We start from the raw sequence: 24,986 nt of genomic DNA on the forward strand, positions 1-24,986 counted from the left end.
TAAAAGTTGTAGCTAGTTTATACCTTCTAGAGTGGAAGCTTCAAAACAAACTACTTCATAACAATAAAAGATTTACAAAATGAAAAAAGGAATTCACCCAGAAAATTACAGATTAGTTGCTTTTAAAGACATGTCAAATGAAGATGTTTTTATCACTAAATCAACAGTAGAAACAAAAGAAACTATCACGCACGAAGGTGTTGAGTATCCAGTATTCAAAATGGAGATTTCTAGAACTTCTCACCCTTTTTACACAGGTAAATCTAAACTTATTGATACTGCAGGACGTATTGATAAATTTAAAACTAAATACGCTAAACACGGTAAATAATAGTTACAGTGTTCAAATTTTAGGAGAACCATTCACGAAAGTGAGTGGTTTTTTTATTGATTTAATCTAAAATAAACTTTGTAACTTTGAACGCATATCTTTTAAAAAGCTACCAAAATGAACTACATATTGTTTGACGGAACAGTTCGTAATGCCTTATTGCCTTTTACTTTCACAAGACCTGTGGCAGATATCAGAGTTGGAATATTAACTATTCGTGAAAAATGGGAAAAATATTTAGGTTATACTACAACTACATTAACCGAAGAATACCTTTCTGAAAAATTCCCAATGGTAGAAATGGAAGATAATGTTATGATCAATGCCTCTTTTTTACCCAATGATATTTTAGTTGGAATGGTTAAAAGTTTAGAAAAAAACCAAGCTATTTTTCAAGGAGAAGAAGTGATTGCTTTTTATACTAATGATACACAAGACGAAGTTGATTTTGATAGCTATGAAATTTTGGATTTCAGCGAAGCATGTATAAAAATTCAGCATACTTGGGATATTTTTGCTAAAAATGATATAGCACTCAGAGAAGATTTTGAGTTGATTACTGAAGATAGAAAATCACAACCAATACCTAAAAGTGTTAATGTAATTGCTCCTGAAAATATTTTTATTGAAGAAGGAGCAAAACTAGAATTTGTGACTTTAAATGCCTCAACGGGACCAATCTACATTGGAAAAAATGCTGAAATTATGGAAGGTTCTGTTATTCGGGGACCATTTGCTTTGTGTGAATTTGGTAGAGTAAAACTCGCTTCAAAAGTTTATGGCGCAACGACAGTTGGGCCACATTCTGTTATTGGTGGTGAAGTTAGTAATTCAGTTCTTTTTGGCTATTCTAATAAAGGTCACGATGGGTTTTTGGGAAATGCAGTTTTGGGTGAATGGTGTAATATTGGCGCAGATAGTAATAATTCTAATTTAAAGAACAACTACGAAGAAGTGCGATTGTGGAGTTATGAAACGGAAGGATTTGCAAGAACTGGTTTGCAATTCTGCGGACTGATGATGGGTGATCATAGTAAATGTGGTATCAATACGATGTTCAACACAGGAACAGTAGTTGGTGTAAGTGCAAACATTTTTGGAGCAGGATTTCCTCGCAATTTTGTGCCAAGTTTTTCTTGGGGTGGCGCTTCGGGATTTACTACTTATTTAACAAGCAAAGCTTTCCAAACTGCCAAATTAGTTATGGCTCGCAGACAAGTGAAATTTACTGAGGAAGACGCTAAGATTTTGGAACATGTTTTTGAAGCAACTAAGAAATATAGAAAAGAGTAAATTAATTGGAAGATAATTTACATTTTCAAATTTCCAAATGGATTAATTTCCAAATTAATATATCTTTGCCCACTCAATTTTTTGACAACGATTTCATTAATTGAGAATATATATGGAACAAAAAAAGAAAGTAGCATTTTACACTTTAGGATGCAAATTGAATTTCTCCGAAACTTCTACCATAGCGAGAAATTTTCAAGACGAAGGTTTTGACAGAGTTGACTTTGAAGAAGTAGCCGATATTTATGTAATAAATACCTGTTCGGTTACCGAAAATGCCGACAAACAATTCAAACAAGTAGTAAAAAAAGCTATGAAACTCAACGAAAAAGCATTCGTTGCAGCTGTCGGTTGTTATGCGCAATTAAAACCAGAAGAATTGGTTTCAGTTGACGGAGTTGACTTGGTTTTAGGAGCCACCGAAAAATTCAAAATCACCGATTATATTAATGACTTGTCCAAAAATGATAGAGGCGAAGTACATTCCTGTGAAATAGAAGAAGCTGATTTTTATGTAGGTAGTTATTCTATAGGTGATAGAACTCGTGCGTTTCTGAAAGTGCAAGATGGTTGTGATTATAAATGTACTTATTGTACTATTCCCTTAGCTAGAGGAATTTCTAGAAGCGATGCCTTAGAAAATGTTTTGAAAAATGCCTATGATATTTCAAAACAAGGGATAAAAGAAATCGTTTTAACAGGCGTAAATATTGGCGATTATGGAAAAGGCGAATTTGGCAACAAAAAACACGAACATACTTTTCTAGATTTGGTAAAAGCATTAGATGAAGTTGAAGGTATTGAAAGATTAAGAATTTCTTCCATTGAGCCTAATCTTTTGAAAAACGAAACTATAGAATTTGTCGCTCAAAGCAGAACTTTTGTACCTCATTTTCATGTTCCGTTGCAAAGCGGAAGTAACGAAATCTTGAAGAAAATGAAGCGTCGCTATTTGAGAGAAGTTTATACTGATAGAGTTTTAAATATTCGTCAAGTAATGCCTCACGCTTGTATTGGAGTTGATGTTATAGTTGGTTTTCCTGGAGAAACTGACCAACATTTTTTGGAAACTTATAATTTTTTAAACGACATGGATATTTCCTACTTACATGTTTTTACCTACTCCGAAAGAGATAACACAGAAGCCGCCGAAATGATAGATGTTGTGCCAATGAATGTTCGCAACAAACGCAGTAAAATGCTTCGTGGATTATCAGTAAAAAAACGGCGTGCTTTTTATGAAAGTCAAATAGGAACTAACCGTACAGTATTATTTGAAAGTGAAAACAAGGAAGGTTATATTCACGGTTTTACCGAAAACTACGTAAAAGTAAAAACACCTTGGAATCCAGAATTGGTCAATACATTGCATGAAATCAATTTGACAAAAATTGATGAAGAAGGAAGCGTGAGAATAGAATTTTTAAATGTTTAAAGCTTAACAAAAAAGTCCGATACATAAAACTCTTATATTGTTATATTTTTATTCCTGGCGGAAGCAAATCTTTGTATTGAGTATTTTTTCTAAAGAAAAGTGCAATTTTCGGTAAAATAGGAACTACTTTAAGTTTTCGCTCATAGGCAATTTCCATAATGTTTTTCAATAAATCAGAGATAAAGTCTTCATCTTCAAAACCCTCAAAAGCAGTAATTCTTGTTAGGAATATTTTCTTTTCTTGAAATGAATATTCTACAGAAATTAATTTACCATTAATCAAAGTTTCAAATTGGCGTGCAAAAGTATTGTCTTTAATTTCCATTTTTTCTGAAATTAATGTATCGTTCATCATTTAGTGAAATTAAAAGGATTAATATTATGCAAATTTACTTAAAATTAACGAGTTTACGGTTGTTTTATGTCTAAAATTTATCTTTATTTTAGGTCAGGAATGGCAGCAAATTCAACTATTTTTGAAAGGATTCAATTGCCAAAAGCTATTTTTGAAATGTATTTCCTAGAATGGTTTCTACCAGAACATCAAAAAACTATTAATTATTATGCGCTGCTCTAGTGATTTAAAAAAATATATATTATAAAATTATTGTTTGCCTAAAATTATAATGGAAAACTATTAATTACAGCTCAATTTTGTAGTTTTACCCTATGAAAAATGTAAAGATTATGAAAACGAATAAACCCTTTATTACTACGCTTTTTTTTGTTGTTGTCTCTGGATTTCTAATTTTTGCAATAACTGGCAACAATAAAGATAGAGTAATGCACGAAGGAACAGCCATGTTTTTTCCGGAATCAATTGATTTTGCTGGAGAAAATGCACCATTAAATATCACTGATGTCAAAGAACGATTGGATAGAGAATTATTAATAAATGCTAACCTTGATGCTACAACAGCATTGATAATAAAAAGGGCTAATCGTGTTTTTCCAATTATAGAGCCAATTTTGAAACAATATAATGTGCCTGATGACTTCAAATATTTAGCGGTTATTGAAAGTGGTTTGACTAATGCGGTTTCTGGTTCTGGAGCAAAAGGAGTTTGGCAATTTATGCCGGATAGTGCCAAAGAAAAAGGCATGGAGGTCAACGATATTGTGGATGAGCGCTATCATTTAGAAAAATCAACTATAGCTGCTTGTAAATATTTATTGGTAGCCAAAGATAAGTTTGGTTCATGGACATTAGCTGCTGCTGCATATAATGGCGGAATGACTGGAATTTCAAAAAAAATTGAAGAGCAAAAAGTAACAGATTATTATGATTTAGCTTTAACCGAAGAGACTTCGCGTTATGTTTTTAGAATATTAGCTTTAAAAGAAATTATGAAAAATCCAGAGAAATATGGTTTTAGTATTTTTTCTAGTGATTTATATGTCCCAATACCAACAAAAAAAGTAGAAGTCGACAGTACAATTATTGATTTAGCAGAATTTGCTTTTTCTCAGGGCATTAATTACAAAATATTAAAAATTCATAATCCTTGGCTAAGAGATAAAAAATTACTCAATCCAACTAAGAAAAAATATGAAATTCAAATTCCATTGAGTGGATTCTAACATTTTTTACAGATTAATCAAATTAAAACACTTAAAATTAGGATTTAATTTTTTATCATACATTTTATTAATTTATTAATAAAAATTCAATTATTTACGATTTTTTTTGAATTAAAATTTGTGATTATTCAATAATAAAATATATTTGTAAATAATTAATCTTAAAAAAATGTCAATAATTCCAAACATCTTCGTTACTAATATCATTGAGGTAATATTACTTTAATAGGAAGATGATTGTATAGTAAATATAAATTTGGCCTTCCTACTTGGAAGGTTTTTTTTTAAATATGAGATGAATAAATTAGTAACTATAATTATTATCGTGATTATTATTCGTTTTATGTGACGAGTTAGGATTTTTGTACAATTATAGTAAACCTTTCTCAATCAAAATAGAGGAAGGTTTTTTTAATCAAAATTTTAGAATATGTATTTTAAGGAACAAACAATAATTTATTTAAACGGTGATTTTGTCAATGCAAATGATGCCAATTCTAATCTTTACCTACAAACTTTACACTATGGTTATGGTGTTTTCGAAGGAATGAGAGCTTATGATACAGGAAATGGAGTTAGTGTTTTTAAAATAAAAGAACATTATGAACGATTCAAAAATTCATGTGAATTAATCAATATTCCTTTTGAATACGATATTCAAGACTTAATCAATCAAACCTATAAAGTATTAGAACTAAATAATTTTAAAGATGCCTATGTTCGACCATTAATTTTTTGTGGACCAAATATGAGTTTGACAAAACCTAATAGCGTTTCCATTATGATTTGCTGTTGGGAATGGGGAGCCTATTTAGGGGATAATTTATTAAATGTAACTATATCTTCTTTCAGTAGGCCACATCCTAAATCAACAAAAATTGAAGCAAAAGTATGTGGACATTATGTAAACTCCATACTTGCAGTTACTGAGGCTAAAGACAAAGGATTTGATGAAGCCATTCTCCTCGATACCGAAGGTTTTTTAGCAGAAGGGCCAGGTTCCAATTTATTTTTCGAGAAAGAGGGTAAACTGTTCACTCCTAAAATAGGAAATATTTTACCAGGAATTACAAGAGCAACCGTAATTGAATTATGTAAAAATTTAGAAATTGAAGTATTAGAAGGAGAATTTTTGCCACAAGATTTAGCTAATGCTGATGGCGCTTTTCTTTGCGGAACAGCTGCTGAAATTATTGGCTTACAATCGTTAGAAAAGAATAATTTTTCAAAAAACTGGCACGACACTCTTGGAAAAAAAGTACAAACTGCTTATAAAAATTTAGTTTTAGAAAAATAACTATAAAGAAACAAAATACTAATGGAATTAAATAAATACAGCAAAACCGTTACACAAGATCCAACACAGCCTGCCGCTCAAGCCATGTTGTATGGAATTGGTTTAAATGATGCTCAATTGGCTCAGCCATTTATCGGAATTGCATCCATGGGTTATGATGGAAATACATGTAACATGCATCTCAACCACTTGGCATCTTATATAAAAGTTGAAGTAAATGCTACTGATATGGTAGGCTTACTTTTTAATACTATTGGAATTAGTGATGGAATTACCAATGGAACTGACGGAATGCGATACTCATTAGTTAGTCGGGAAGTAATTGCTGATAGTATTGAGAGTGTAGTTGCGGCACATTATTATGATGCAGTAATAGCCGTTCCAGGTTGTGATAAAAATATGCCAGGAGCAATTATTGCAATGGGTAGATTAAATAGACCATCTATTATGGTGTATGGAGGAACTATTGCACCCGGAAAATACCAAGGAAAAGATTTGAATATTGTTTCAGCATTTGAAGCTTTGGGGGAAAAAATTGCCGGAAAAATATCAGATGAGGAATTCAAAGGAATTATCAAAAATTCATGTCCAGGAGCTGGTGCTTGTGGCGGCATGTATACCGCAAACACTATGGCAATAGCTATTGAAGCTCTAGGAATGAGTTTGCCTTATTCAAGTTCAAATCCAGCTGTGAGTAATGAAAAGATTGAAGAATGCAAAAAATCAGCACATTTCATAAAAATATTATTAAAAAAGAATATTTGTCCAAAAGACATCATGACTTTTAAAGCTTTTGAGAACGCAATTACAACGTTAATTGCACTTGGAGGAAGTACAAATGCTGTGTTACATATCATTGCAATGGCAAAAAGTGTTGGAGTAAAAATTACTCAAGACGATATCCAAAGAATAAGTAATACAACACCTTTAATAGCTGATTTTAAACCAGGCGGAAATTATCTTATGCAAAATCTTCACGAAAAAGGTGGTGTTCCTATGGTATTAAAATATCTTCTAACTAAAGGAAAATTACATGGCGATTGTATTACGGTTACCGGAAAAACATTAGCTGAAAACTTAGAAAATGTAGTTGATATTAACTTTGATAATCAAAACATTATTCGTCCATTAGAAAATCCAATTAAAGCGACTGGTCATCTTCAAATTCTTTATGGAAATCTTGCAACAAAAGGTTCGGTTGCAAAAATTACTGGAAAGGAAGGAGAAAAATTTGTCGGTCCAGCCAAAGTTTTTGATGGCGAAAAAGAACTAATTCAAGGTATTGAAGACAAAAAAATTCAACCTGGCGATGTAATTGTTATCCGATATGTCGGACCAAAAGGCGGACCAGGAATGCCCGAAATGCTTAAACCAACTTCTGCAATTATAGGTGCTGGTTTAGGAAAAAGTGTAGCCTTGATTACTGATGGAAGATTTAGTGGAGGAACTCATGGTTTTGTTGTTGGACACATCACTCCAGAAGCCTTTGATGGAGGAACGATTGCATTAGTTAATAACGGCGATATTATTGAACTTGATGCTGTTTCTAATACAATCAATTTAAAAGTATCCGATTTAGAATTAGAAGAAAGAAGGAAAAAATTAGTAATTCCTGCATTAAAAGTGACTAATGGAGTACTATATAAATATGTAAAATTAGTTAAAGATGCGTCCGAAGGTTGTGTAACCGATGAAGACTAAAATAGAAATATTATGAAAACATTAGAACTTGATACTACTAATAAGACACAAAAACAACCTATATCAACCACAGGAAGTTTAGCCGTAATTGACGCATTATTATCTGAAGAAGTTGATATCATTTTTGGTTATCCAGGTGGCGCAATAATGCCAATTTATGATGCACTATTTGATTTTAAAGACAAGTTAAATCATATACTGGTTCGTCATGAGCAAGGGGCAATCCATGCTGCTCAAGGTTATGCCAGAGTGAGCGGAAAAACAGGTATTGTTTTTGCCACAAGCGGACCAGGTGCAACCAATTTAGTTACAGGTTTGGCTGATGCTCTCATAGATTCAACCCCATTAGTTTGTATTACGGGACAAGTTTTTGCTCATTTATTAGGAACGGACGCATTTCAAGAAACTGATATTATCAATATTACTACACCAATTACCAAATGGAATTACCAAATAACAGATGCAAAAGAAATTCCTGAAATTTTAGCCAAAGCTTTCTATATTGCAAAAACAGGTCGACCTGGACCAGTTTTAATTGATATTACCAAAAATGCGCAACTTCAACTTTTTGATTATATTGGATACAGATCTTGTATACATGTTAGAAGTTATCGGCCAAAACCAATTGTAAGATTGGATTATATTGAAAAAGCAGCGGCTATTATTAATCAAGCAAAAAAGCCTTTCATTATTTATGGACAAGGAGTTTTATTGGGCAATGCCGAAAATGAATTTCTTGCTTTTATCGAAAAATCTGGAATACCAACAGCTTGGACAATCATGGGAATGAGTGCTATTCCTACTGATCATCCACTTGCAGTTGGAATGTTAGGAATGCATGGAAATTATGGGCCCAATTATTTAACCAATGAATGCGATGTGTTAATTGCCGTTGGAATGCGTTTTGACGACAGAGTTACTGGTCGATTAGATAAATATGCAAAACAAGCGAAAGTTATTCATTTTGATATAGATCCTGCCGAAATTGACAAAAACGTTCAAACAACAGTTCCTGTTTGGGGAGATTGTAAAGAAACCTTGCCATTACTAACACAATTACTTGATAAGAAAACGCATCCTGAATGGTTTAAAGAATTTGAAATCAAAAAAGAAAAAGAATCCACGACCTTGATTCAAAAAGAGTTGAATCCAGCTGATGGCGGATTGACCATGGGAGAAGTTATTAATGTTCTTAATGAATTGACAAATGGCGATGCAGTAATTGTAACCGACGTGGGTCAACATCAAATGGTGGCTTGTCGTTATGCCAAGCAAAATAAAACCCGGAGCAATATTACTAGTGGCGGATTAGGCACTATGGGATTCGCACTTCCTGCTGCAATTGGCGCTAAATTTGGTGCTCCAGAACGTCAAGTTATAGCCATCATGGGTGATGGTGGAGCACAAATGAACCTACAGGAATTGGGCACTATAATGCAGTTTAAACCTAATGTAAAAATATTAATATTAAACAATAGTTTCCTGGGAATGGTGCGTCAATGGCAAGAATTATTTCATGAAAAACGGTATTCGTTTACTGATATTCAAAGTCCTGATTTTGTTAAAGTAGCTAATGCCTATACTATTGCGGGTAAACATCTTTCAAAAAGAGAAGAATTAAGGGAGAGTTTAAAGGAAATGTTAGATTATCCAAGTTCATTTCTTCTAGAAGTGGCTGTAATTCATGAGGATAATGTCTTTCCAATGGTTCCACAAGGAAAAGGAGTTGCAGAAATTGTATTAAGTAAAGAAGAAATTTAATAGATACTCATTATGAAAAATGAATTTACACTGACAATTTATACTGAAAATCAGGTAGGATTGCTCAATAAAATTGCAATTATATTTTCTAGAAGAAAGATAAACCTAGAAAGCTTAAATACTTCTCCCAGTGAAATAGAAGGCATTTATCGATTTACCATTGTAGTAATTGAAACAGAAACTGTTGTTAAAAACATAGTGCGTCAATTAGAAAAAATGGTTGATGTATTTAAAGTGTTTTACAATACAAATGACGAAATTATTTGGCAACAAATGGCTTTATACAAAGTGCCTACTTCTGTAATTATAAAAGATGTAAAAGTAGAAAGATTGCTCAGAGAATTTGGTGCAAATGCTGTAGTAATTAGAGAAGATTATACTGTTTTTGAAACTACAGGTCAGTATGAAGAAATAGATAATTTGCTAAAAGAATTAGACAAATACGGACTAATTGAATTTGTTCGAAGTTCAAGGATTGCCATTATCAAATCGAGTGAAGGAGTACACAAGAAAGTATTAGATATGGAAAAAAATGATCCAACTAAAAAACCTATAAACAACGAATTCCTTAATCATAAAAGTATGATTTTCGAAATGTAAATTTTCAATTTAAATATAAATTAATACTAAAAATAAAAAAATAAACAATGTCAAATTATTTCAATTCACTTCCTCATCGACTAAAAGTTCAAGAATTAGGAAAATGTGATTTTATGCAAAGTTCTGAATTTGCAAATGGAGTTGCTCAACTTAAAGGAAAGAAAATAGTAATCATTGGATGCGGCGCACAGGGTTTAGCACAAGGACAAAATCTCCGTGATAGTGGATTACATGTTGCTTACGCATTGCGTCAAGAAGCTATTGATAACAAAAGAGCATCCTTTGTAAACGCAACCGGAAATGGTTTTGAAGTAGGAACTTTTGAAGAAATGATTCCAACAGCCGATTTAGTATCCAATCTAGCACCAGACAAACAACATACATCAGTCATTAATAAAATTGTGCCTTTGATGAAAAAAGGTTCTTGTTTGTCGTATTCACATGGATTTAATATAGTGGAAGAAGGAATGCAAATTCGTGAAGATATTACGGTGGTTATGATTGCACCCAAATCACCTGCATCCGAAGTTCGAGCTGAATTTCTTAGAGGTTTTGGTGTGCCAACACTAATCGCAGTACACTCTGACAATGATCCAAATAGTAATGGTTTAGAAATTGCCAAAGCCTATTGTGTAGGAACTGGTGGTCATAAAGCAGGTGTTTTGCTGTCATCGTTTGTTGCCGAAGTGAAATCGGATTTGATGGGTGAACAAACCATTCTTTGTGGCTTGTTGCAAACAGGTTCGATTTTGAGTTTTAACAAAATGATAGAAAAAGGTATCGACGCTGGTTATGCTTCAAAACTAGTGCAATATGGTTGGGAAGTGATTACCGAAGCGCTAAAAATTGGCGGAATTACGAACATGATGGATCGACTTTCAAACTCTGCTAAAATTGAAGCATTCAAATTGGCAGAGGAACTAAAAGTTATTATGAATCCATTGTTTAAGAAGCATATGGACGATATTTTATCTGGTTATTTTTCAAAAACCATGATGGAAGATTGGGCTAATGGTGATAAAAATCTATTCACTTGGCGAGAAGCTACAGGTGAAACTAATTTTGAAAAAACAGCTGCTGGAAATATTGAAATAACCGAGCAAGAATATTTTGACAATGCAACTTTAATGGTGGCATTTGTAAAATCGGGTGTAGAATTAGCTTATGAAACGATGACTTCCGCAGGAATTAAGAACGAGTCAGCATACTACGAATCGTTACATGAAACACCATTAATTGCAAATACCATTGCTCGAAAAAAATTGTTTGAAATGAATCGTGTTATTTCAGATACAGCAGAATATGGTTGTTATTTATTTGATCATGCCTGTAAGCCTTTATTGGCTGATTTCATGAAAAAAGTTGATACTAATTTGATAGGTAAAAACTTTAATTTGACAGCAAATACCAATGTCGATAATTTTGAATTGGTGCATATTAATGCCGCTATTCGAAATCATTCCATAGAAAAATGTGGAGCAGAGTTACGTGAAGCTATGACCGCAATGAAAAAAGTCGTTGAATAAAAAGTATCTCCAATCCTAGCAAGCATTAAAATGAATTTATTTGATGAAATAGTAAAAGCAAAAACTCTGTTAGATGGAATTGTTCAAACAACTCCGTTAGCTGAAAGCATGAATTTATCTGATGAATTTGATGCTTCAATTTTACTTAAACGTGAAGACTTGCAAGTGGTACGATCCTATAAAATTAGGGGTGCTTATAACAAAATAAGTTCGCTTTCGGATGCCGAAAAAATGCAGGGAATTGTATGTGCAAGTGCAGGAAATCATGCTCAAGGTGTTGCCTATTCTTGTAACATACTCCAAATTCATGGTGTGATTTATATGCCAAAAACAACACCTAAACAAAAAATCAAGCAAGTACAATTGTTTGGAAAATCCTTTGTGGAAATTGTATTAATTGGTGATACTTTTGATGATGCTTATGCTTTTGCAATAGAAAATGCAACTGAAAATTTTAAGCAATTCATCCATCCTTTTGATGATTACAAGGTTATTGCTGGTCAAGGAACTGTAGGTTTAGAAATTTTAAGCGCAAGCCAAAAACCTATAGATTATGTTTTTGTTCCTGTTGGTGGTGGCGGATTAGCAGCAGGACTGTCAACTGTTTTTAGAGAATTAAGTCCAAAAACAAAAATCATTGGTATTGAGCCTGAAGGTGCACCAGCCATGAAAAAAGCTATAGAAAATGGAGAAAATAGTCCTTTAGAAACCATTGATAAATTTGTTGATGGTGCAGCTGTGAAACAAGTTGGGGATTTAACTTTTGAAATTTGTAAAGATACTCTTGATGATATTTTACTTGTTCCCGAAGGAAAAGTGTGTACTACTATTTTGAGATTGTACAACGAAGAGGCTATGGTTGTTGAGCCAGCAGGAGCATTAGCAATTGCTGCGTTAGATTTTTATAGAGATAAAATCAAAGGAAAAAATGTAGTTTGCATTGTAAGCGGAAGTAATAATGACATAGAAAGAACTGCCGAAATTAAAGAACGTTCTCTTCTATACGAAGGATTAATGCACTATTTTATGATACAATTTCCTCAGCGTCCAGGAGCACTTAAAGAATTTGTAAATAATATTTTAGGTGTAGATGACGATATAACCTATTTTCAATTTGCCAAGAAAAATAGTAGAGAAGTTGGTTCAGTTGTAGTTGGTTTAGAACTAAAAAATAAAAATGATATCGTTGCAATAAAAGAAAAAATGAATATAAATGGCTTTCAATTTCAATATCTTAATGAAAAAGAAGATTTGTTTGCTCAGATAATTGGGTAAATAAAAAAGCCTCTTAAAATGAACATGCCCCAAAAAGTTAGACACTATTTGGGGCATTTTTTATTAATTTAAAAATTGCAATTAAATCTTCTTCATCTGGTCTTTCATCATCTTGATTTGATCTTTCAACATGCCTTGTTTGTCCAATTTTTTTGCTTCGTTCAAAAGATTAGTCGCTTCTAATTTTCTTCTTCTTGACATAGCAACTCCGGCCAAATTTAATTTGGCAACGGCCAAATCCATATCCATATTCAATCCCAGTTCAATTGCTTTCTTGAAATACTTTTCAGATTGTGTCAAATTGGTTTGCGAAAGCATTAACCCATGAAGGTAATTGTAATACCCTTGTTGTTTTCTTACCAATGCCGTTTCGGGATTTTTGATTTTATCCAGCCACACTTTTGCACCAGCAAAATCTTGTTTTCTAAGTTTTAAGAAAGCCATAAGGATGTATTCGTTTTTGTAGTAAAGAAAAATAGGAATTGCTGACAACAACAATAAAAAAATACCATTGCCGATATTCCCTTCGGTAAATTGCCAAACACTTGTGGCAACGATAAGTACAGCCAATACTAATTTTATAAATCTGTGAAACATAATTATTATTTTTTTATGATGGCAAAGGTAATAAAAGGAATTGAAAATATTTTTATAAAACCACTTGCCAGAAAAAAAAAGGTTTGTATATTTGCACTCGGTTTAAAAAGAGCCGTATTACCAAAGAAATTAATACACGATTTTAAAGATACAAAGCAATGAGCAAAAGAACGTTTCAACCATCAAAAAGAAAAAGAAGAAATAAGCACGGATTTATGGACAGAATGGCTTCTGCAAATGGAAGAAAAGTGCTTGCGCGTCGTAGAGCCAAAGGAAGACATAAATTGACTGTTTCTAGTGAACCAAGACACAAAAAATAATGATTAGCAATTAATCAATATTAAGCCGTTACTTTTATTAGTAGCGGCTTTTTTTATAGCTTGTTTATAAATATTAATAAGTTTTAAAGTTCATTTTTTCTATTTCATAACAAACATATTATTTTTGACAAACAACACAAACTACAAAAAAAACAACACAACAATATGCCAAAAGATAATTCTATTAAATCAGTTTTAATTATTGGCTCTGGGCCAATTGTCATTGGACAAGCATGTGAATTCGATTATGCAGGTTCACAATCTGCTCGCTCCATTAGAGAAGAAGGAATTGAAGTAATTTTGATTAATTCCAATCCGGCAACCATCATGACTGACCCATCCATGGCAGATCATATTTATTTGTTGCCACTGACTACCAAATCCATCATACAAGTTTTAAAAGAGCATCCACAAATCGACTCGGTTTTACCAACAATGGGTGGACAAACAGCTTTAAACCTTTGTTTGGAAGCTGACGAAAAAGGAATTTGGAAAGATTTTGGCGTAAAACTTATAGGTGTAGATGTAAACGCCATCAACATTACTGAAGACAGAGAACAGTTCAAACAACTTTTAAAGAAAATAAACGTACCATCAGCACCAGCCGAAATTTGCACTTCATTCCTTCGTGGCAAAGAAATTGCGCAAGAATTTGGTTTTCCGCTGGTGATTCGACCTTCGTTTACACTTGGTGGTACTGGAGCTGCAATAGTATACCACAAAGAAGATTTTGCAGAGAAACTAACTTACGGTTTAGAAATGTCTCCTATTCATGAAGTGCTGATTGATAAAGCATTAATGGGTTGGAAAGAATACGAGTTAGAATTATTACGCGATAAAAACGATAACGTAGTCATCATATGTTCCATCGAAAATATGGACCCAATGGGAATTCATACAGGAGATTCAATTACCGTTGCGCCAGCCATGACCTTATCGGATACTACTTTTCAAAAAATGCGCGATTATGCCATTCTGATGATGCGTTCCATCGGGAATTTTGCTGGAGGTTGTAACGTTCAATTTGCCGTTTCCCCAGACGAAAAAGAAGATATTGTTGCCATTGAAATCAATCCACGGGTTTCTCGTTCCTCAGCTTTAGCATCAAAAGCAACGGGTTATCCTATTGCAAAAGTAGCGTCAAAATTAGCACTTGGATATCATCTTGATGAATTGCCAAATCAAATTACCAAATCGACTTCGGCCTTATTCGAACCTACTTTGGATTATGTTATTGTGAAAATTCCACGTTGGAACTTTGATAAATTTGAAGGAGCAGATAGAACTTTAGGATTGCAAATGAAATCGGTAGGTGAAGTGATGGGAATTGGTCGTTCGTTTCAAGAAGCGCTTCACAAAGCCACACAATCATTAGAAATAAAACGTAACGGACTTGGAGCTGACGGAAAAGGATATAAAAATTACGAACAGATAATTGAAAAGCTAACTTATGCTAGCTGGGACAGAGTTTTTGTATTATATGACGCCATTGCCATGGGAATTCCGTTGAGTAGCATTCATGAAATCACAAAAATTGACATGTGGTTTTTGAAGCAATATGAGGAATTATATGTATTAGAAAAAGAGATTTCAAATTATAAAATAGATACATTACCAAAAGAATTGGTACTAGAAGCGAAACAAAAAGGATATGGTGACCGACAAATAGCCCATATGTTGGGTTGTTTAGAAAGTCAAGTTTATAAATTGCGTGATGAAATGAATATCAAGCGTGTGTATAAATTGGTGGATACTTGTGCTGCTGAGTTTAAAGCCTTAACACCTTATTATTATTCCACTTTTGAAGCCGAAATTCAAACAGCAACGGGTGAGCGATATGTTCATAATGAGAGTATTGTTACAGAAAAGAAAAAAGTAGTTGTTTTAGGTTCTGGACCTAATAGAATTGGACAAGGAATTGAATTTGATTATTCTTGCGTTCACGGAGTTTTAGCTGCCAAAGAATGTGGTTATGAAACCATCATGATTAATTGTAATCCTGAAACCGTTTCAACCGATTTTGATACAGCTGATAAATTGTATTTTGAACCTGTTTTTTGGGAACACATTTACGACATCATTCGTCATGAAAAACCAGAAGGTGTAATTGTTCAACTTGGTGGTCAAACGGCATTGAAATTAGCAGAAAAGTTGTCTAAATACGGAATTAAAATTCTTGGAACTTCATTTGATGCTTTGGATTTAGCGGAAGATAGGGGTCGTTTTTCTGAATTGTTAACCGAACTTAAAATCCCTTTTCCACAATTTGGAATAGCCGAAAGTGCTGACGAAGCATCGAAATTGGCCGATACTTTAGATTTTCCGTTATTAGTTCGTCCTTCGTATGTTTTGGGTGGACAAGGCATGAAAATTGTCATTAACAAACAGGAATTAGAAGAACATGTAATTGATTTGCTGAAATCAATACCGGGAAATAAATTGCTTTTAGACCACTATTTAGATGGTGCCATCGAAGCCGAAGCTGATGCTATTTGTGATGGTGAAAACGTGTATATCATTGGAATTATGGAACATATTGAACCTTGTGGTATTCACTCAGGAGATTCAAATGCGACATTGCCACCGTTTAATTTGGGTGAGTTTGTAATGCAACAAATTAAAGATCACACTAAGAAAATTGCTTTAGCATTGCGAACGGTTGGTTTAATCAACATTCAATTTGCCATTAAAGACGATATCGTTTATATTATTGAAGCCAATCCTAGAGCTTCGAGAACAGTTCCTTTTATTGCCAAAGCGTATGGTGAACCGTATGTAAATTATGCCACTAAAGTAATGCTTGGTGTGAATAAAGTAACCGATTTTACATTCAACCCACAATTGAAGGGTTACGCAATTAAGCAACCCGTTTTCTCTTTCAGTAAATTCCAAAATGTAAACAAAGCACTGGGGCCTGAAATGAAATCAACTGGTGAAAGTATTTTGTTTATTGATGATTTGAAGGATGACGCATTTTATGAGTTGTATTCTAGACGTAAAATGTACTTGAGTAAGTAGTATTAAGATAATCGTCCTGACAATAGACTGGTCATAAATAGTGTCTAACTTTTTGAGTCAGTCCATACATAGCGGTATTCTTTATGATTTATTTTTAAACCTTTCATCAATTTGATGATTTGTAAATCAATTGATTAAGGTTAGTTTTTTTGTACATTTGAGAAATTTTTATGAGATGATAAACAACCGTTTTGCTAGTTATTTTTTACTTGCTTTTTTACTAGTTTTTATTAATTTAAATTCGCAGACCTTCACGGATAGTAATTTGCCGATTGTCATCATCACCACTGATATTAATCCGGCAACAAGTCTTCCTTATGAAATAGTAGATGATCCTGATGTATTTGGTACCATGAAAATCATTAAACGTCCTAATGGTTCTAGAAATTATCTTACAGATCAAAATACAGCTGCATTATTAAATTATAATGGACGTCTATCTATACAAATTAGAGGTTCTTCTTCTCAAGATCTTCCAAAAAAAGGATATAAAGTAACTACTTTGTTGGCAGATAATGTTACAAATAACAATGTTGCTCTGCTTGGAATGCCGGCAGAAAATGACTGGATTTTGAATGGTTTAGCTTTTGACCCTTCATTAATAAGAGATTATTTGGCTTATAACCTCTCACGTCAAATGGGGAATTATGCTCCAAGAACTCAATATTGTGAGGTTTTGATAAACGGAGAATATAAGGGACTTTATCTACTTCAGGAAAAAATAAAAGCAGATTCGAATCGCGTTAATATTCTTAAAATTACAACAACAGATATAAGCGGAGATAATCTGACTGGGGGATATATCACCAAAGCCGATAAGACTACAGGTGGCGATCCAGTTGCATGGACGACAATAGCATATAACGGTCAGGATGTAAATTATATTCACGATTTGCCAAAACCAGAAGACGTTACAACAGAACAGGATAATTACATTTACACTCAATTTACTAATCTACAGACAGCTTTGACAGGTAATAATATGACTTTACTCAACGGATATCCAGCCAGAATTGACATTCCGTCTTTCGTAGATTTTATGATTTCGAACGATTTTGCTGCCAATGCTGATGGGTATCAATTGAGTACCTATTTTCACAAAGACAGAAAAGGGAAATTACGTGCTGGTCCAATTTGGGATTTTAACCTGACTTGGGGGAATGATTTATTTCAATACGGTTTAGATAGGAGTAAATACTATACTTGGCAGTTTTTAAATGGTGATAATGAAGGTTCAAAATTTTGGAGAGATATGTTCAATAATGCTATATTCAAATGCTATTTGTCTAAACGTTTTAACCAATTGATTCAAGCTAATCAACCATTGAATACTGCTGTTTTGAATACTTTTATAGATAATACGATTACACTTATCAGTGAAGCTAAGGTTAGAGAAAACCAAAAATGGAATACTATTCCTAACTATGCATTGGAAATTGCTAATCTTAAAGCTTTTATTTCTAACAGAACGAATTGGATGACGAATAATTTAGGCGGATTTGCTAGCTGTGCTAACGTTGCAGTTCCACCGCTTGTTATTACAAAAATTAATTATAATCCTTCAACTTCAGGATCTTTTCTGGTTAGCAATGACCTAGAATTTATTGAAATACAAAATACAGGAACTACTTTGGTTACGCTCTCCGGAATTTATTTCAGCGAATTGGGAATGAGCTATCAGTTTCCATATAATGCTACAATTGCTGGAAATTCGAGCTTGTATTTGGCTTCCAATGCATCTGTTTTTCAGTCTAAATATGGATTTGCTCCTTTTGGTCAATTCACAAGAAATTTATCGAATAAATCTCAGAAAATAGTAATTGCCGATGCTTTTGGAAACATAATTGATTCAGTAGAATATTTTGATACTTCACCTTGGCCAACTGCAGCCGATGGAGGAGGAAGTTACCTGCAGTTAACGAGCACTAGTTTGGATAATAATTTAGGATCGAGTTGGGTGGCTACTTCAGTGCCTTTGTCTGTTAGTAATTTTGATTCAGAATCGGCTATCAACATCTATCCTAATCCGGCAAATTATTCATTAACAGTTCGGTCCAAATTTAGCATAGATAAAATAGAGATCTATGACGTTTTTGGAAAATTTGTAAAAGCTATTCAAGGGAACGAGAACGAAATTCAAACTGACGTTTCCAATTTCTCTATTGGAATGTACTTTATGAAAATTTATACACAATATGGAACAAAGACTGAAAAATGGTTTAAGAATTAGTTTTGTCAGATTATTTTTTTTCTGTTTTTTCTTCCATCAAATCACTTAAATGAAGTCGCAATGCAGTAACTGAAATACTAATTTCCCAAAAAGAGATACCAAGAGAGACAAGTAATGTCAATAAGCTAGCAGCAAAAAGATATATTCCAATCATTTGTAGTTCAAAAAAAAGACAAAACATCGCAAATACTGAAAGAAACAAACACAATACTCCAAAAAGTTGCATGAAACGAATTAATGATAAACGCAGATTGAGGTTTTTTATTTGGAGTAAAATACTTTTACTATGATCTTGATCGTATGTTTTTTTTAAACCTCGTACAATTTGAGCAATAGTTAGAAACCTGTTAGTGTAAGCCAATAATATTAATGATGTTGCTGAGAACAGTAATGCTGGAGTTTCGATGTCTAGTGTCATTTGGTTTCCGTGTTATGGGTTGTGGGTTTCTAGTTACGAAGGTCGGGAATTTATTTAAATAAAAAAACCTGCAAACTTCCATCAGCAGGTTTCTTATTACTTATCGCTAATCACTTTTTACTTAATTAGTTCAAAACTACGTTTCACAAAAGCAGTCAATTCTTCACCTTTTAATAATCCTTGAGATATTTTGGCTAAGTCTAGAGCTTGTCTTACTAAGCTTTCTTGTGCTGATTTGTCATCGGTATTTAAGATTGTAGTTGCTAATTCTGAATTGGTATTGACTACTAAATTATACATTTCTGGGAAATTACCCATGCCGAACATTCCGCCACCACCAGATTGGCTCATTTCTTTCATTCTTCGCATGAATTCTGGTTGTGTTATAATGAATGGCGCTGAGGTGCTGTCCATAGGTTCTAACTGGACGGAATAGTTCGCTTTTGGAACAATTTCTTCTACTACAGTTTTTAATTTGGTAGACTCATCTTCAGATAATTTAGAAATTTGAGCGTCTTCTTTCTGAATTAATTTATCGATATGATCGGAATCAACACGAACAAAAGTCAAGTTCTCATTATCTGATTCTAATTTTTGAATTAAATGCGAAATGATAGGAGAGTCTAACAAAATAACTTCGTATCCTTTTTCTTTTGCAATTTCGATATAACCGTGTTGTGCATCTTTGTTTGAGGTATAAAGCACTACTAATTTTCCGTTTTTATCGGTTTGATTAGCCGTTATGGCTTCTTTTAATTCTGTTAAAGTGTAATATTTTTCTTCAACACTTGGATATAATACAAAGTCACCCGCTTTCTCATAGAATTTTGGTTCCGATAACATTCCATATTCTAACACAATTTTGATATCGTTCCATTTTTTCTCAAAATCTTCGCGGTTTTCAGTAAACAATGATTTTAATTTATCGGCTACTTTACGTGTGATATAGTTGGATATTTTCTTCACATTTCCATCGGCCTGAAGATAAGAACGAGAAACGTTCAATGGAATATCTGGAGAGTCAATAACACCTTTTAGCATACCAAGAAATTCTGGTACAATTCCTTCCACATTATCAGTTACATATACTTGATTTTGGTATAACTGAATTTTGTCTTTTTGCATTTGCAAATCGGCAGACATTTTTGGGAAATATAAAATTCCTGTTAAGTTGAAAGGATAATCTACATTTAGATGAATGTTGAATAATGGTTCTTCAAATTGCATTGGATACAATTCTCGGTAGAAATTTTTATAATCTTCATCAGTCAAATCTACTGGTTGTTTTGTCCAAGCAGGATTTGGGTTATTGATAATATTATCAACTTCTACTTCAGTGAAAATATTGTCTTTATCTTCTTCAGCAACACTTTCTCCTTTTTTCTGTTCGATTTTTTCTGTTCTTGTACCAAATTTAATTGGCACTGGCATGAATTTATTGTATTTAGTCAACAATTCACGAATTTTGAATTCTTCTAAAAACTCTAATGAATCTTCGGCAATGTGAAGAATAATTTCTGTTCCTCTGTCGTTTTTGTCATGAGCAACCAGAGTAAACTCTGGACTTCCATCACAGGTCCAATGCGCAGCTGGTTCATCTTTATGTGATTTTGTGATTATTTCTACTTTTGAAGCTACCATAAAAGCAGAATAAAAACCAAGACCAAAATGGCCAATTATACCTGAATCTTTGGCAGAGTCTTTATATTTTTCTAGAAATTCTTCAGCACCTGAAAAAGCTATTTGATTGATGTATTTTTCAACTTCTTCAGCGGTCATTCCCAATCCTTGATCGATGAGGTGCAACTTTTTTCCTTCTTTGTCAATTTTAACTTCAATAATTGGATTACCATATTCCACTTTAGCTTCTCCAATACTAGTCAAATGTTTTAATTTCAGCGTTGCATCTGTTGCATTTGAGACTAATTCGCGCAAGAAAATTTCGTGATCGCTATATAAAAACTTCTTGATAAGTGGAAAGATATTTTCTACTGATACATTAATTTTTCCTGTTGTCATATTTTTAAATTTTGGGTTAAACAAATTATTACTAACATCTAGCAAATAGAATACCAACTATAAGAAATATGACAAATTGACGTAGTTATAATAACATAATATTTTTTTAAAATAATATAAAAATACTATAAAAATAGGCAGTATATTTGTAACTATTAATCTCAAATTTCATTAAAAAAATGAGAAAAATTATTTTAGTTAGTTTATTTTCTATCTTACTTTTAGCTTGTAAATCAAATTCAGCTACAGCTACAAAGATTGACTCGAAATCTCAAGTTATGATTAAAGGTAATTGGAAAATTTCTTCTATAAATTATCCTGGCTCAGATGTTATTAAAGTCACTTCTTTTGATTTAGCAGATTCTAAATGTTTTATTGAAAGTACTTGGAAATTTATTTCAATGAGTAATAAGGGTAGTATGGTAATAAACAGTTCAAGTTGTACTCCATATTCAACCCCTATTAGTTGGTTCATCAATAAAGAAGGTGAGTTTGTTTTGAAAATATTGGATGAAGCTAAAGCAAAAAAAGTAAAGTCTGGGTATGTCTTAAGAGTTGCTAACCTTACAGAAAATTCTTTTCAACTTATTGATAAGATTGACATAGCTGGAAATTTAACTGATATAGTTTATCAATTTCAAAAATTAAATTAAGATGAAAATGAAAAAAATAAGTACAATTTTATTAGGGAGTTTATTGATTTTATCAAGTGTTTTAACTAGTTGTGAAGCGATAAAGAACACTAGTAATTCCCAACGTGGTGTAGCCATTGGAGCAGTTGGTGGAGCAGTTTTAGGTGGGATTTTAGGAAATAACATTGGTAAAGGTGGAAATGGTGCTCTAGGTGCTGTTCTTGGTGGTGTTATAGGCGGAGTTGCTGGCGGCGTAATTGGAAATAAAATGGATAAACAAGCTCGAGAAATTGAAACTGCATTGCCAGGAGCACAAGTAGAACGAGTAGGAGAAGGTATAAAACTAGTTTTAGGTGAAAATGCAGTTCGTTTTGATACTAATAAGGCAACATTGACATCAGTCGCAAAAGCTAATCTTGATAAATTAGTTCCTGTTTTAAATCAATATCCAGATACTAATATTCAAATTTATGGCTATACTGATAGTACAGGTTCTGCAGAATATAATTTAAACTTGTCAAATCAAAGAGCTGCATCTGTAAAAGCTTATTTAGCAGGTAAGGGTTTAGCTTCAGGACGATTTGTGACGACTGGTTTAGGTATTGCTGACCCAATTGCTACAAATGATACCCCTGAAGGAAGAAGTCAAAACCGTAGAGTAGAATTTGCTATAACAGCCAATGAAAAAATGGTTCAAGACGCTCAGAAAGAATCTGGAAAATAATAGTATATATTTTAAATAATTGTATAGCTGCCAAAATTTGGCAGCTTTTTTTATGCTCATTAAAATTTAACAAAACTTTTTGTTTAATAATTATAAAAAATAGTTAAACAGTATATATCTTTACATAGTTTTAAAAATCAGTGTCATGGCAACTACCAAAAAAGCAACAATAAAAAAAGAAATGATTGATGATAATAAAATCATTTATCATTTTATGAATGAAGTTCTTGAAACTAATCAAGAGCCAAAGAATGTTTATGTTTTCTGCAAAAATCACAATATTAGTGAAGCTGACTTTTATTCTTTCTTTGGTTCATTTGACGCCCTAAAGCAAGAAATATGGGTAAAGTTTTTTGAAAATGCAATTAATACCATTGAGAAAGATGTTGCCTATGAAGGTTATTTGGATAAAGATAAATTACTGAGTTTATATTTTACTCTTTTTGAGATAATGACTTTGAATAGAACTTATGTCAAATTTTCTCTTCATGAAAACAAAGAAGGATTAAAAAATTTAAAATACTTAAAAAAGTTTCGAATTCAATTCAAAGAATTTATAATTGGCATTATCAGACAAAGTGCCACATCAGGTAGCGAAAAATTTCTAAAAGTTAGTGAGCCAGTATTCTCTGAAGGAGCATGGATACAGTTCTTGTTTTTATTAAAATTTTGGATAGATGATACCTCTAGGAGTTTTGAAAAGACAGATGTTTTAATAGAGAAATCAGTGAATACAGTAGTTGGGTTGCTAGAAACTAAACATTTAGAGAATTTATTTGACTTGGGTAAGTTCCTCTGGAAAGAAAAAAATTAGTAATGAAAACTATAGATAAAATCCCAACAGGTAAAATTGAACGCGCAAGTCAGTTGGTTAAAACAGGGATAAAAGTAGGTGGGAACTACGTTGCCTACTATGGTGAAAAAATAGTTAACCCTAAATTGAATAGAGATAAATTAAACGAAAATAATGCTGAAGATATTTATGACGGTTTAAAAAACTTAAAAGGAAGTGCTTTGAAAGTAGCTCAAATGCTAAGTATGGATAAAAGTATTATGCCACAAGCTTATGTAGATAAATTTTCGCTTTCACAATTTTCAGTCCCACCATTATCTGCTCCATTAGTTAGAAAAACATTTAAAAAGTATTTGGGTAAATATCCAGAAGAAATATATGATTCCTTTACCCCAGATGCTGTGAATGCTGCGAGTATAGGTCAGGTTCACAAAGCAACTAAAGAAGGTAAAAATTTTGCTGTAAAAATCCAATATCCCGGAGTCTCGGAAAGTATAAGTTCAGATTTAGCATTAGTGAAGCCATTTGCAACTAGAATGTTTAATCTGAAAGGAAAAGATTCTGAAAAATATTTTCAAGAAGTAGAAAATAAATTATTAGAAGAAACAGACTATATATTAGAATTAAAGCAAAGTATTGAAGTTTCTGACTGGTGTAGTAAAATTGAAAATTTGCGTTTTCCCAACTATTATCCCGATTTGTCATCAGAAAAAATTTTGACCATGGAATGGATAAATGGTGAACATTTATCAGAATTTACAGCTCACAATGAAGATAGATTAAAAGGAGATAAATTAGGCCAAGCATTATGGGATTTTTATATGTACCAAATGCATCACTTAAAACAAGTCCATGCCGATCCGCATCCTGGTAACTTTTTAGTAGATAAGGAGGATAATTTGGTAGCTATTGATTTTGGTTGTATTAAACACGTTCCTGATGAATTTTATTTTCCCTATTTTGAAATAGCAAGACCTGAAATTATTGATAATCCAATAGTATTTAATGAAAAATTATATGAATTAGAAATATTACGTTCAGATGATAGTAAAGAAGAATTAGCTTATTTTACCAAAATATTTCACGATTTATTGAGCTTGTTTACCAAACCTTTTCATGGTGAATATTTTGATTTTTCTGATGAAGTTTTTTTTGGAAAAATAGCTCAAATGGGAGAAGATTTTGCCAAAGATTCTAAGTTGAGAAAAATGAATGGCAACAGAGGTTCAAAACATTTTTTATACATAAATAGAACCTTTTTTGGCCTTTATAATTTGTTACACGATTTAAAAGCAAGAATTGACACCAGGACTTTCGAAAAATATATTTCTTAATTAAGTTTAAATTATTTTATTGATTAAGTTGATAAGAGCGGCACTAAACTTTTTAGTTTTGTCGCTCTTATCTTTATAAATAAACTTAGTAAATTTGTCTT

22 protein-coding genes are annotated in these 24,986 nt (G+C 32.6%); 18 read left to right on the forward strand and 4 right to left on the reverse strand.

Translation table 11 applies throughout. From position 1 onward, the window contains the following. The first annotated feature begins 79 nt into the window (after positions 1 to 79). The 3 genes from ACOYLT_RS00250 (at position 80) to mtaB (ending at position 3,059) form a co-directional block, all read left to right on the forward strand. The gene (locus tag ACOYLT_RS00250) at positions 80 to 331 is read left to right on the forward strand and encodes a type B 50S ribosomal protein L31 (RefSeq protein ID WP_422851825.1); all 252 of its coding nucleotides are present in this window, start codon (positions 80 to 82) and stop codon (positions 329 to 331) included. Between the two features lie 117 nt (positions 332 to 448). Next, entirely contained in the window at positions 449 to 1,624 is a 1,176-nt protein-coding gene (locus tag ACOYLT_RS00255) for a GlmU family protein (RefSeq protein WP_422851826.1), read from the forward strand. A 112-nt stretch (positions 1,625 to 1,736) separates the two neighbouring features. After that, positions 1,737 to 3,059: a tRNA (N(6)-L-threonylcarbamoyladenosine(37)-C(2))-methylthiotransferase MtaB gene (gene mtaB / locus ACOYLT_RS00260; RefSeq protein ID WP_422851827.1), complete on the forward strand. Its 1,323-nt coding sequence runs from the start codon at positions 1,737 to 1,739 to the stop codon at positions 3,057 to 3,059. Between the two features lie 40 nt (positions 3,060 to 3,099). Here mtaB and ACOYLT_RS00265 read toward each other — a convergent pair whose 3' ends face one another. Continuing rightward, on the reverse strand, positions 3,100 to 3,414 hold the full coding sequence (locus ACOYLT_RS00265) for a GNAT family N-acetyltransferase (RefSeq protein ID WP_422851828.1): 315 nt from the start codon (positions 3,412 to 3,414) through the stop codon (positions 3,100 to 3,102). Between the two features lie 66 nt (positions 3,415 to 3,480). Between ACOYLT_RS00265 and ACOYLT_RS00270 the strand changes: the two genes are divergently transcribed. From ACOYLT_RS00270 to ilvA, 8 genes are all read left to right on the forward strand, one after another. Continuing rightward, positions 3,481 to 3,636 carry a hypothetical protein gene (locus ACOYLT_RS00270; RefSeq protein WP_422851829.1) on the forward strand — a complete coding sequence of 52 codons (156 nt, stop codon included), beginning with the start codon at positions 3,481 to 3,483 and terminating at the stop codon, positions 3,634 to 3,636. A gap of 110 nt (positions 3,637 to 3,746) precedes the next feature. Beyond that, entirely contained in the window at positions 3,747 to 4,640 is an 894-nt protein-coding gene (locus tag ACOYLT_RS00275) for a lytic transglycosylase domain-containing protein (RefSeq protein WP_422851830.1), read from the forward strand. Positions 4,641 to 5,070: 430 nt separating this feature from the next. Next, the gene (locus tag ACOYLT_RS00280; RefSeq protein ID WP_422851831.1) at positions 5,071 to 5,937 is read left to right on the forward strand and encodes a branched-chain amino acid transaminase; all 867 of its coding nucleotides are present in this window, start codon (positions 5,071 to 5,073) and stop codon (positions 5,935 to 5,937) included. A 21-nt stretch (positions 5,938 to 5,958) separates the two neighbouring features. Continuing rightward, a complete protein-coding gene (ilvD, locus tag ACOYLT_RS00285; protein ID WP_422851832.1) occupies positions 5,959 to 7,638 on the forward strand; it encodes a dihydroxy-acid dehydratase in 1,680 nt (559 codons plus the stop codon). A 12-nt stretch (positions 7,639 to 7,650) separates the two neighbouring features. Next, positions 7,651 to 9,399, forward strand: coding sequence for a biosynthetic-type acetolactate synthase large subunit (gene ilvB / locus ACOYLT_RS00290; protein ID WP_422851833.1), 1,749 nt, complete (start codon positions 7,651 to 7,653; stop codon positions 9,397 to 9,399). Positions 9,400 to 9,411: 12 nt separating this feature from the next. Further along, the gene (gene ilvN, locus ACOYLT_RS00295) at positions 9,412 to 9,999 is read left to right on the forward strand and encodes an acetolactate synthase small subunit (RefSeq protein ID WP_422851834.1); all 588 of its coding nucleotides are present in this window, start codon (positions 9,412 to 9,414) and stop codon (positions 9,997 to 9,999) included. A gap of 47 nt (positions 10,000 to 10,046) precedes the next feature. After that, positions 10,047 to 11,525 (forward strand): ketol-acid reductoisomerase, encoded by a 1,479-nt coding sequence (ilvC, locus tag ACOYLT_RS00300; RefSeq protein ID WP_422851835.1) that lies wholly within the window; start codon positions 10,047 to 10,049, stop codon positions 11,523 to 11,525. A gap of 30 nt (positions 11,526 to 11,555) precedes the next feature. Next, the gene (gene ilvA, locus ACOYLT_RS00305; protein WP_422851836.1) at positions 11,556 to 12,800 is read left to right on the forward strand and encodes a threonine ammonia-lyase IlvA; all 1,245 of its coding nucleotides are present in this window, start codon (positions 11,556 to 11,558) and stop codon (positions 12,798 to 12,800) included. Between the two features lie 81 nt (positions 12,801 to 12,881). On the opposite strand, the gene ACOYLT_RS00310 is transcribed toward ilvA, so the two are convergent. Beyond that, positions 12,882 to 13,397: a DUF2892 domain-containing protein gene (locus ACOYLT_RS00310; RefSeq protein WP_422851837.1), complete on the reverse strand. Its 516-nt coding sequence runs from the start codon at positions 13,395 to 13,397 to the stop codon at positions 12,882 to 12,884. A 158-nt stretch (positions 13,398 to 13,555) separates the two neighbouring features. Between ACOYLT_RS00310 and rpmH the strand changes: the two genes are divergently transcribed. The 3 genes from rpmH (at position 13,556) to ACOYLT_RS00325 (ending at position 18,965) form a co-directional block, all read left to right on the forward strand. After that, positions 13,556 to 13,717 carry a 50S ribosomal protein L34 gene (gene rpmH / locus ACOYLT_RS00315; protein ID WP_008464848.1) on the forward strand — a complete coding sequence of 54 codons (162 nt, stop codon included), beginning with the start codon at positions 13,556 to 13,558 and terminating at the stop codon, positions 13,715 to 13,717. Between the two features lie 165 nt (positions 13,718 to 13,882). Then, positions 13,883 to 16,735: a carbamoyl-phosphate synthase large subunit gene (gene carB, locus ACOYLT_RS00320; RefSeq protein ID WP_422851838.1), complete on the forward strand. Its 2,853-nt coding sequence runs from the start codon at positions 13,883 to 13,885 to the stop codon at positions 16,733 to 16,735. A 175-nt stretch (positions 16,736 to 16,910) separates the two neighbouring features. Further along, a complete protein-coding gene (locus tag ACOYLT_RS00325; protein WP_422851839.1) occupies positions 16,911 to 18,965 on the forward strand; it encodes a CotH kinase family protein in 2,055 nt (684 codons plus the stop codon). Positions 18,966 to 18,975: 10 nt separating this feature from the next. Here the strand turns inward: ACOYLT_RS00325 and ACOYLT_RS00330 are convergent, their stop codons facing one another. Continuing rightward, positions 18,976 to 19,383: a DUF2721 domain-containing protein gene (locus tag ACOYLT_RS00330; RefSeq protein ID WP_422851840.1), complete on the reverse strand. Its 408-nt coding sequence runs from the start codon at positions 19,381 to 19,383 to the stop codon at positions 18,976 to 18,978. 117 nt (positions 19,384 to 19,500) lie between these two features. Continuing rightward, complete coding sequence (gene htpG, locus ACOYLT_RS00335) at positions 19,501 to 21,402, reverse strand: molecular chaperone HtpG (RefSeq protein ID WP_422851841.1); 1,902 nt, start codon at positions 21,400 to 21,402, stop codon at positions 19,501 to 19,503. A 179-nt stretch (positions 21,403 to 21,581) separates the two neighbouring features. On the opposite strand from htpG, the gene ACOYLT_RS00340 reads away from it, so the two are divergent. From ACOYLT_RS00340 to ACOYLT_RS00355, 4 genes are all read left to right on the forward strand, one after another. Further along, complete coding sequence (locus ACOYLT_RS00340; protein WP_422851842.1) at positions 21,582 to 22,055, forward strand: hypothetical protein; 474 nt, start codon at positions 21,582 to 21,584, stop codon at positions 22,053 to 22,055. A 7-nt stretch (positions 22,056 to 22,062) separates the two neighbouring features. After that, positions 22,063 to 22,758 (forward strand): OmpA family protein, encoded by a 696-nt coding sequence (locus tag ACOYLT_RS00345; RefSeq protein ID WP_422851843.1) that lies wholly within the window; start codon positions 22,063 to 22,065, stop codon positions 22,756 to 22,758. 145 nt (positions 22,759 to 22,903) lie between these two features. Further along, the gene (locus ACOYLT_RS00350; protein ID WP_422851844.1) at positions 22,904 to 23,572 is read left to right on the forward strand and encodes a TetR family transcriptional regulator C-terminal domain-containing protein; all 669 of its coding nucleotides are present in this window, start codon (positions 22,904 to 22,906) and stop codon (positions 23,570 to 23,572) included. Positions 23,573 to 23,574: 2 nt separating this feature from the next. Next, complete coding sequence (locus tag ACOYLT_RS00355; RefSeq protein ID WP_422851846.1) at positions 23,575 to 24,885, forward strand: ABC1 kinase family protein; 1,311 nt, start codon at positions 23,575 to 23,577, stop codon at positions 24,883 to 24,885. Positions 24,886 to 24,986: the final 101 nt, after the last annotated feature.

Source organism: Flavobacterium sp., from assembly GCF_049318185.1.
Classification (GTDB): Bacteria; Bacteroidota; Bacteroidia; order Flavobacteriales; family Flavobacteriaceae; genus Flavobacterium.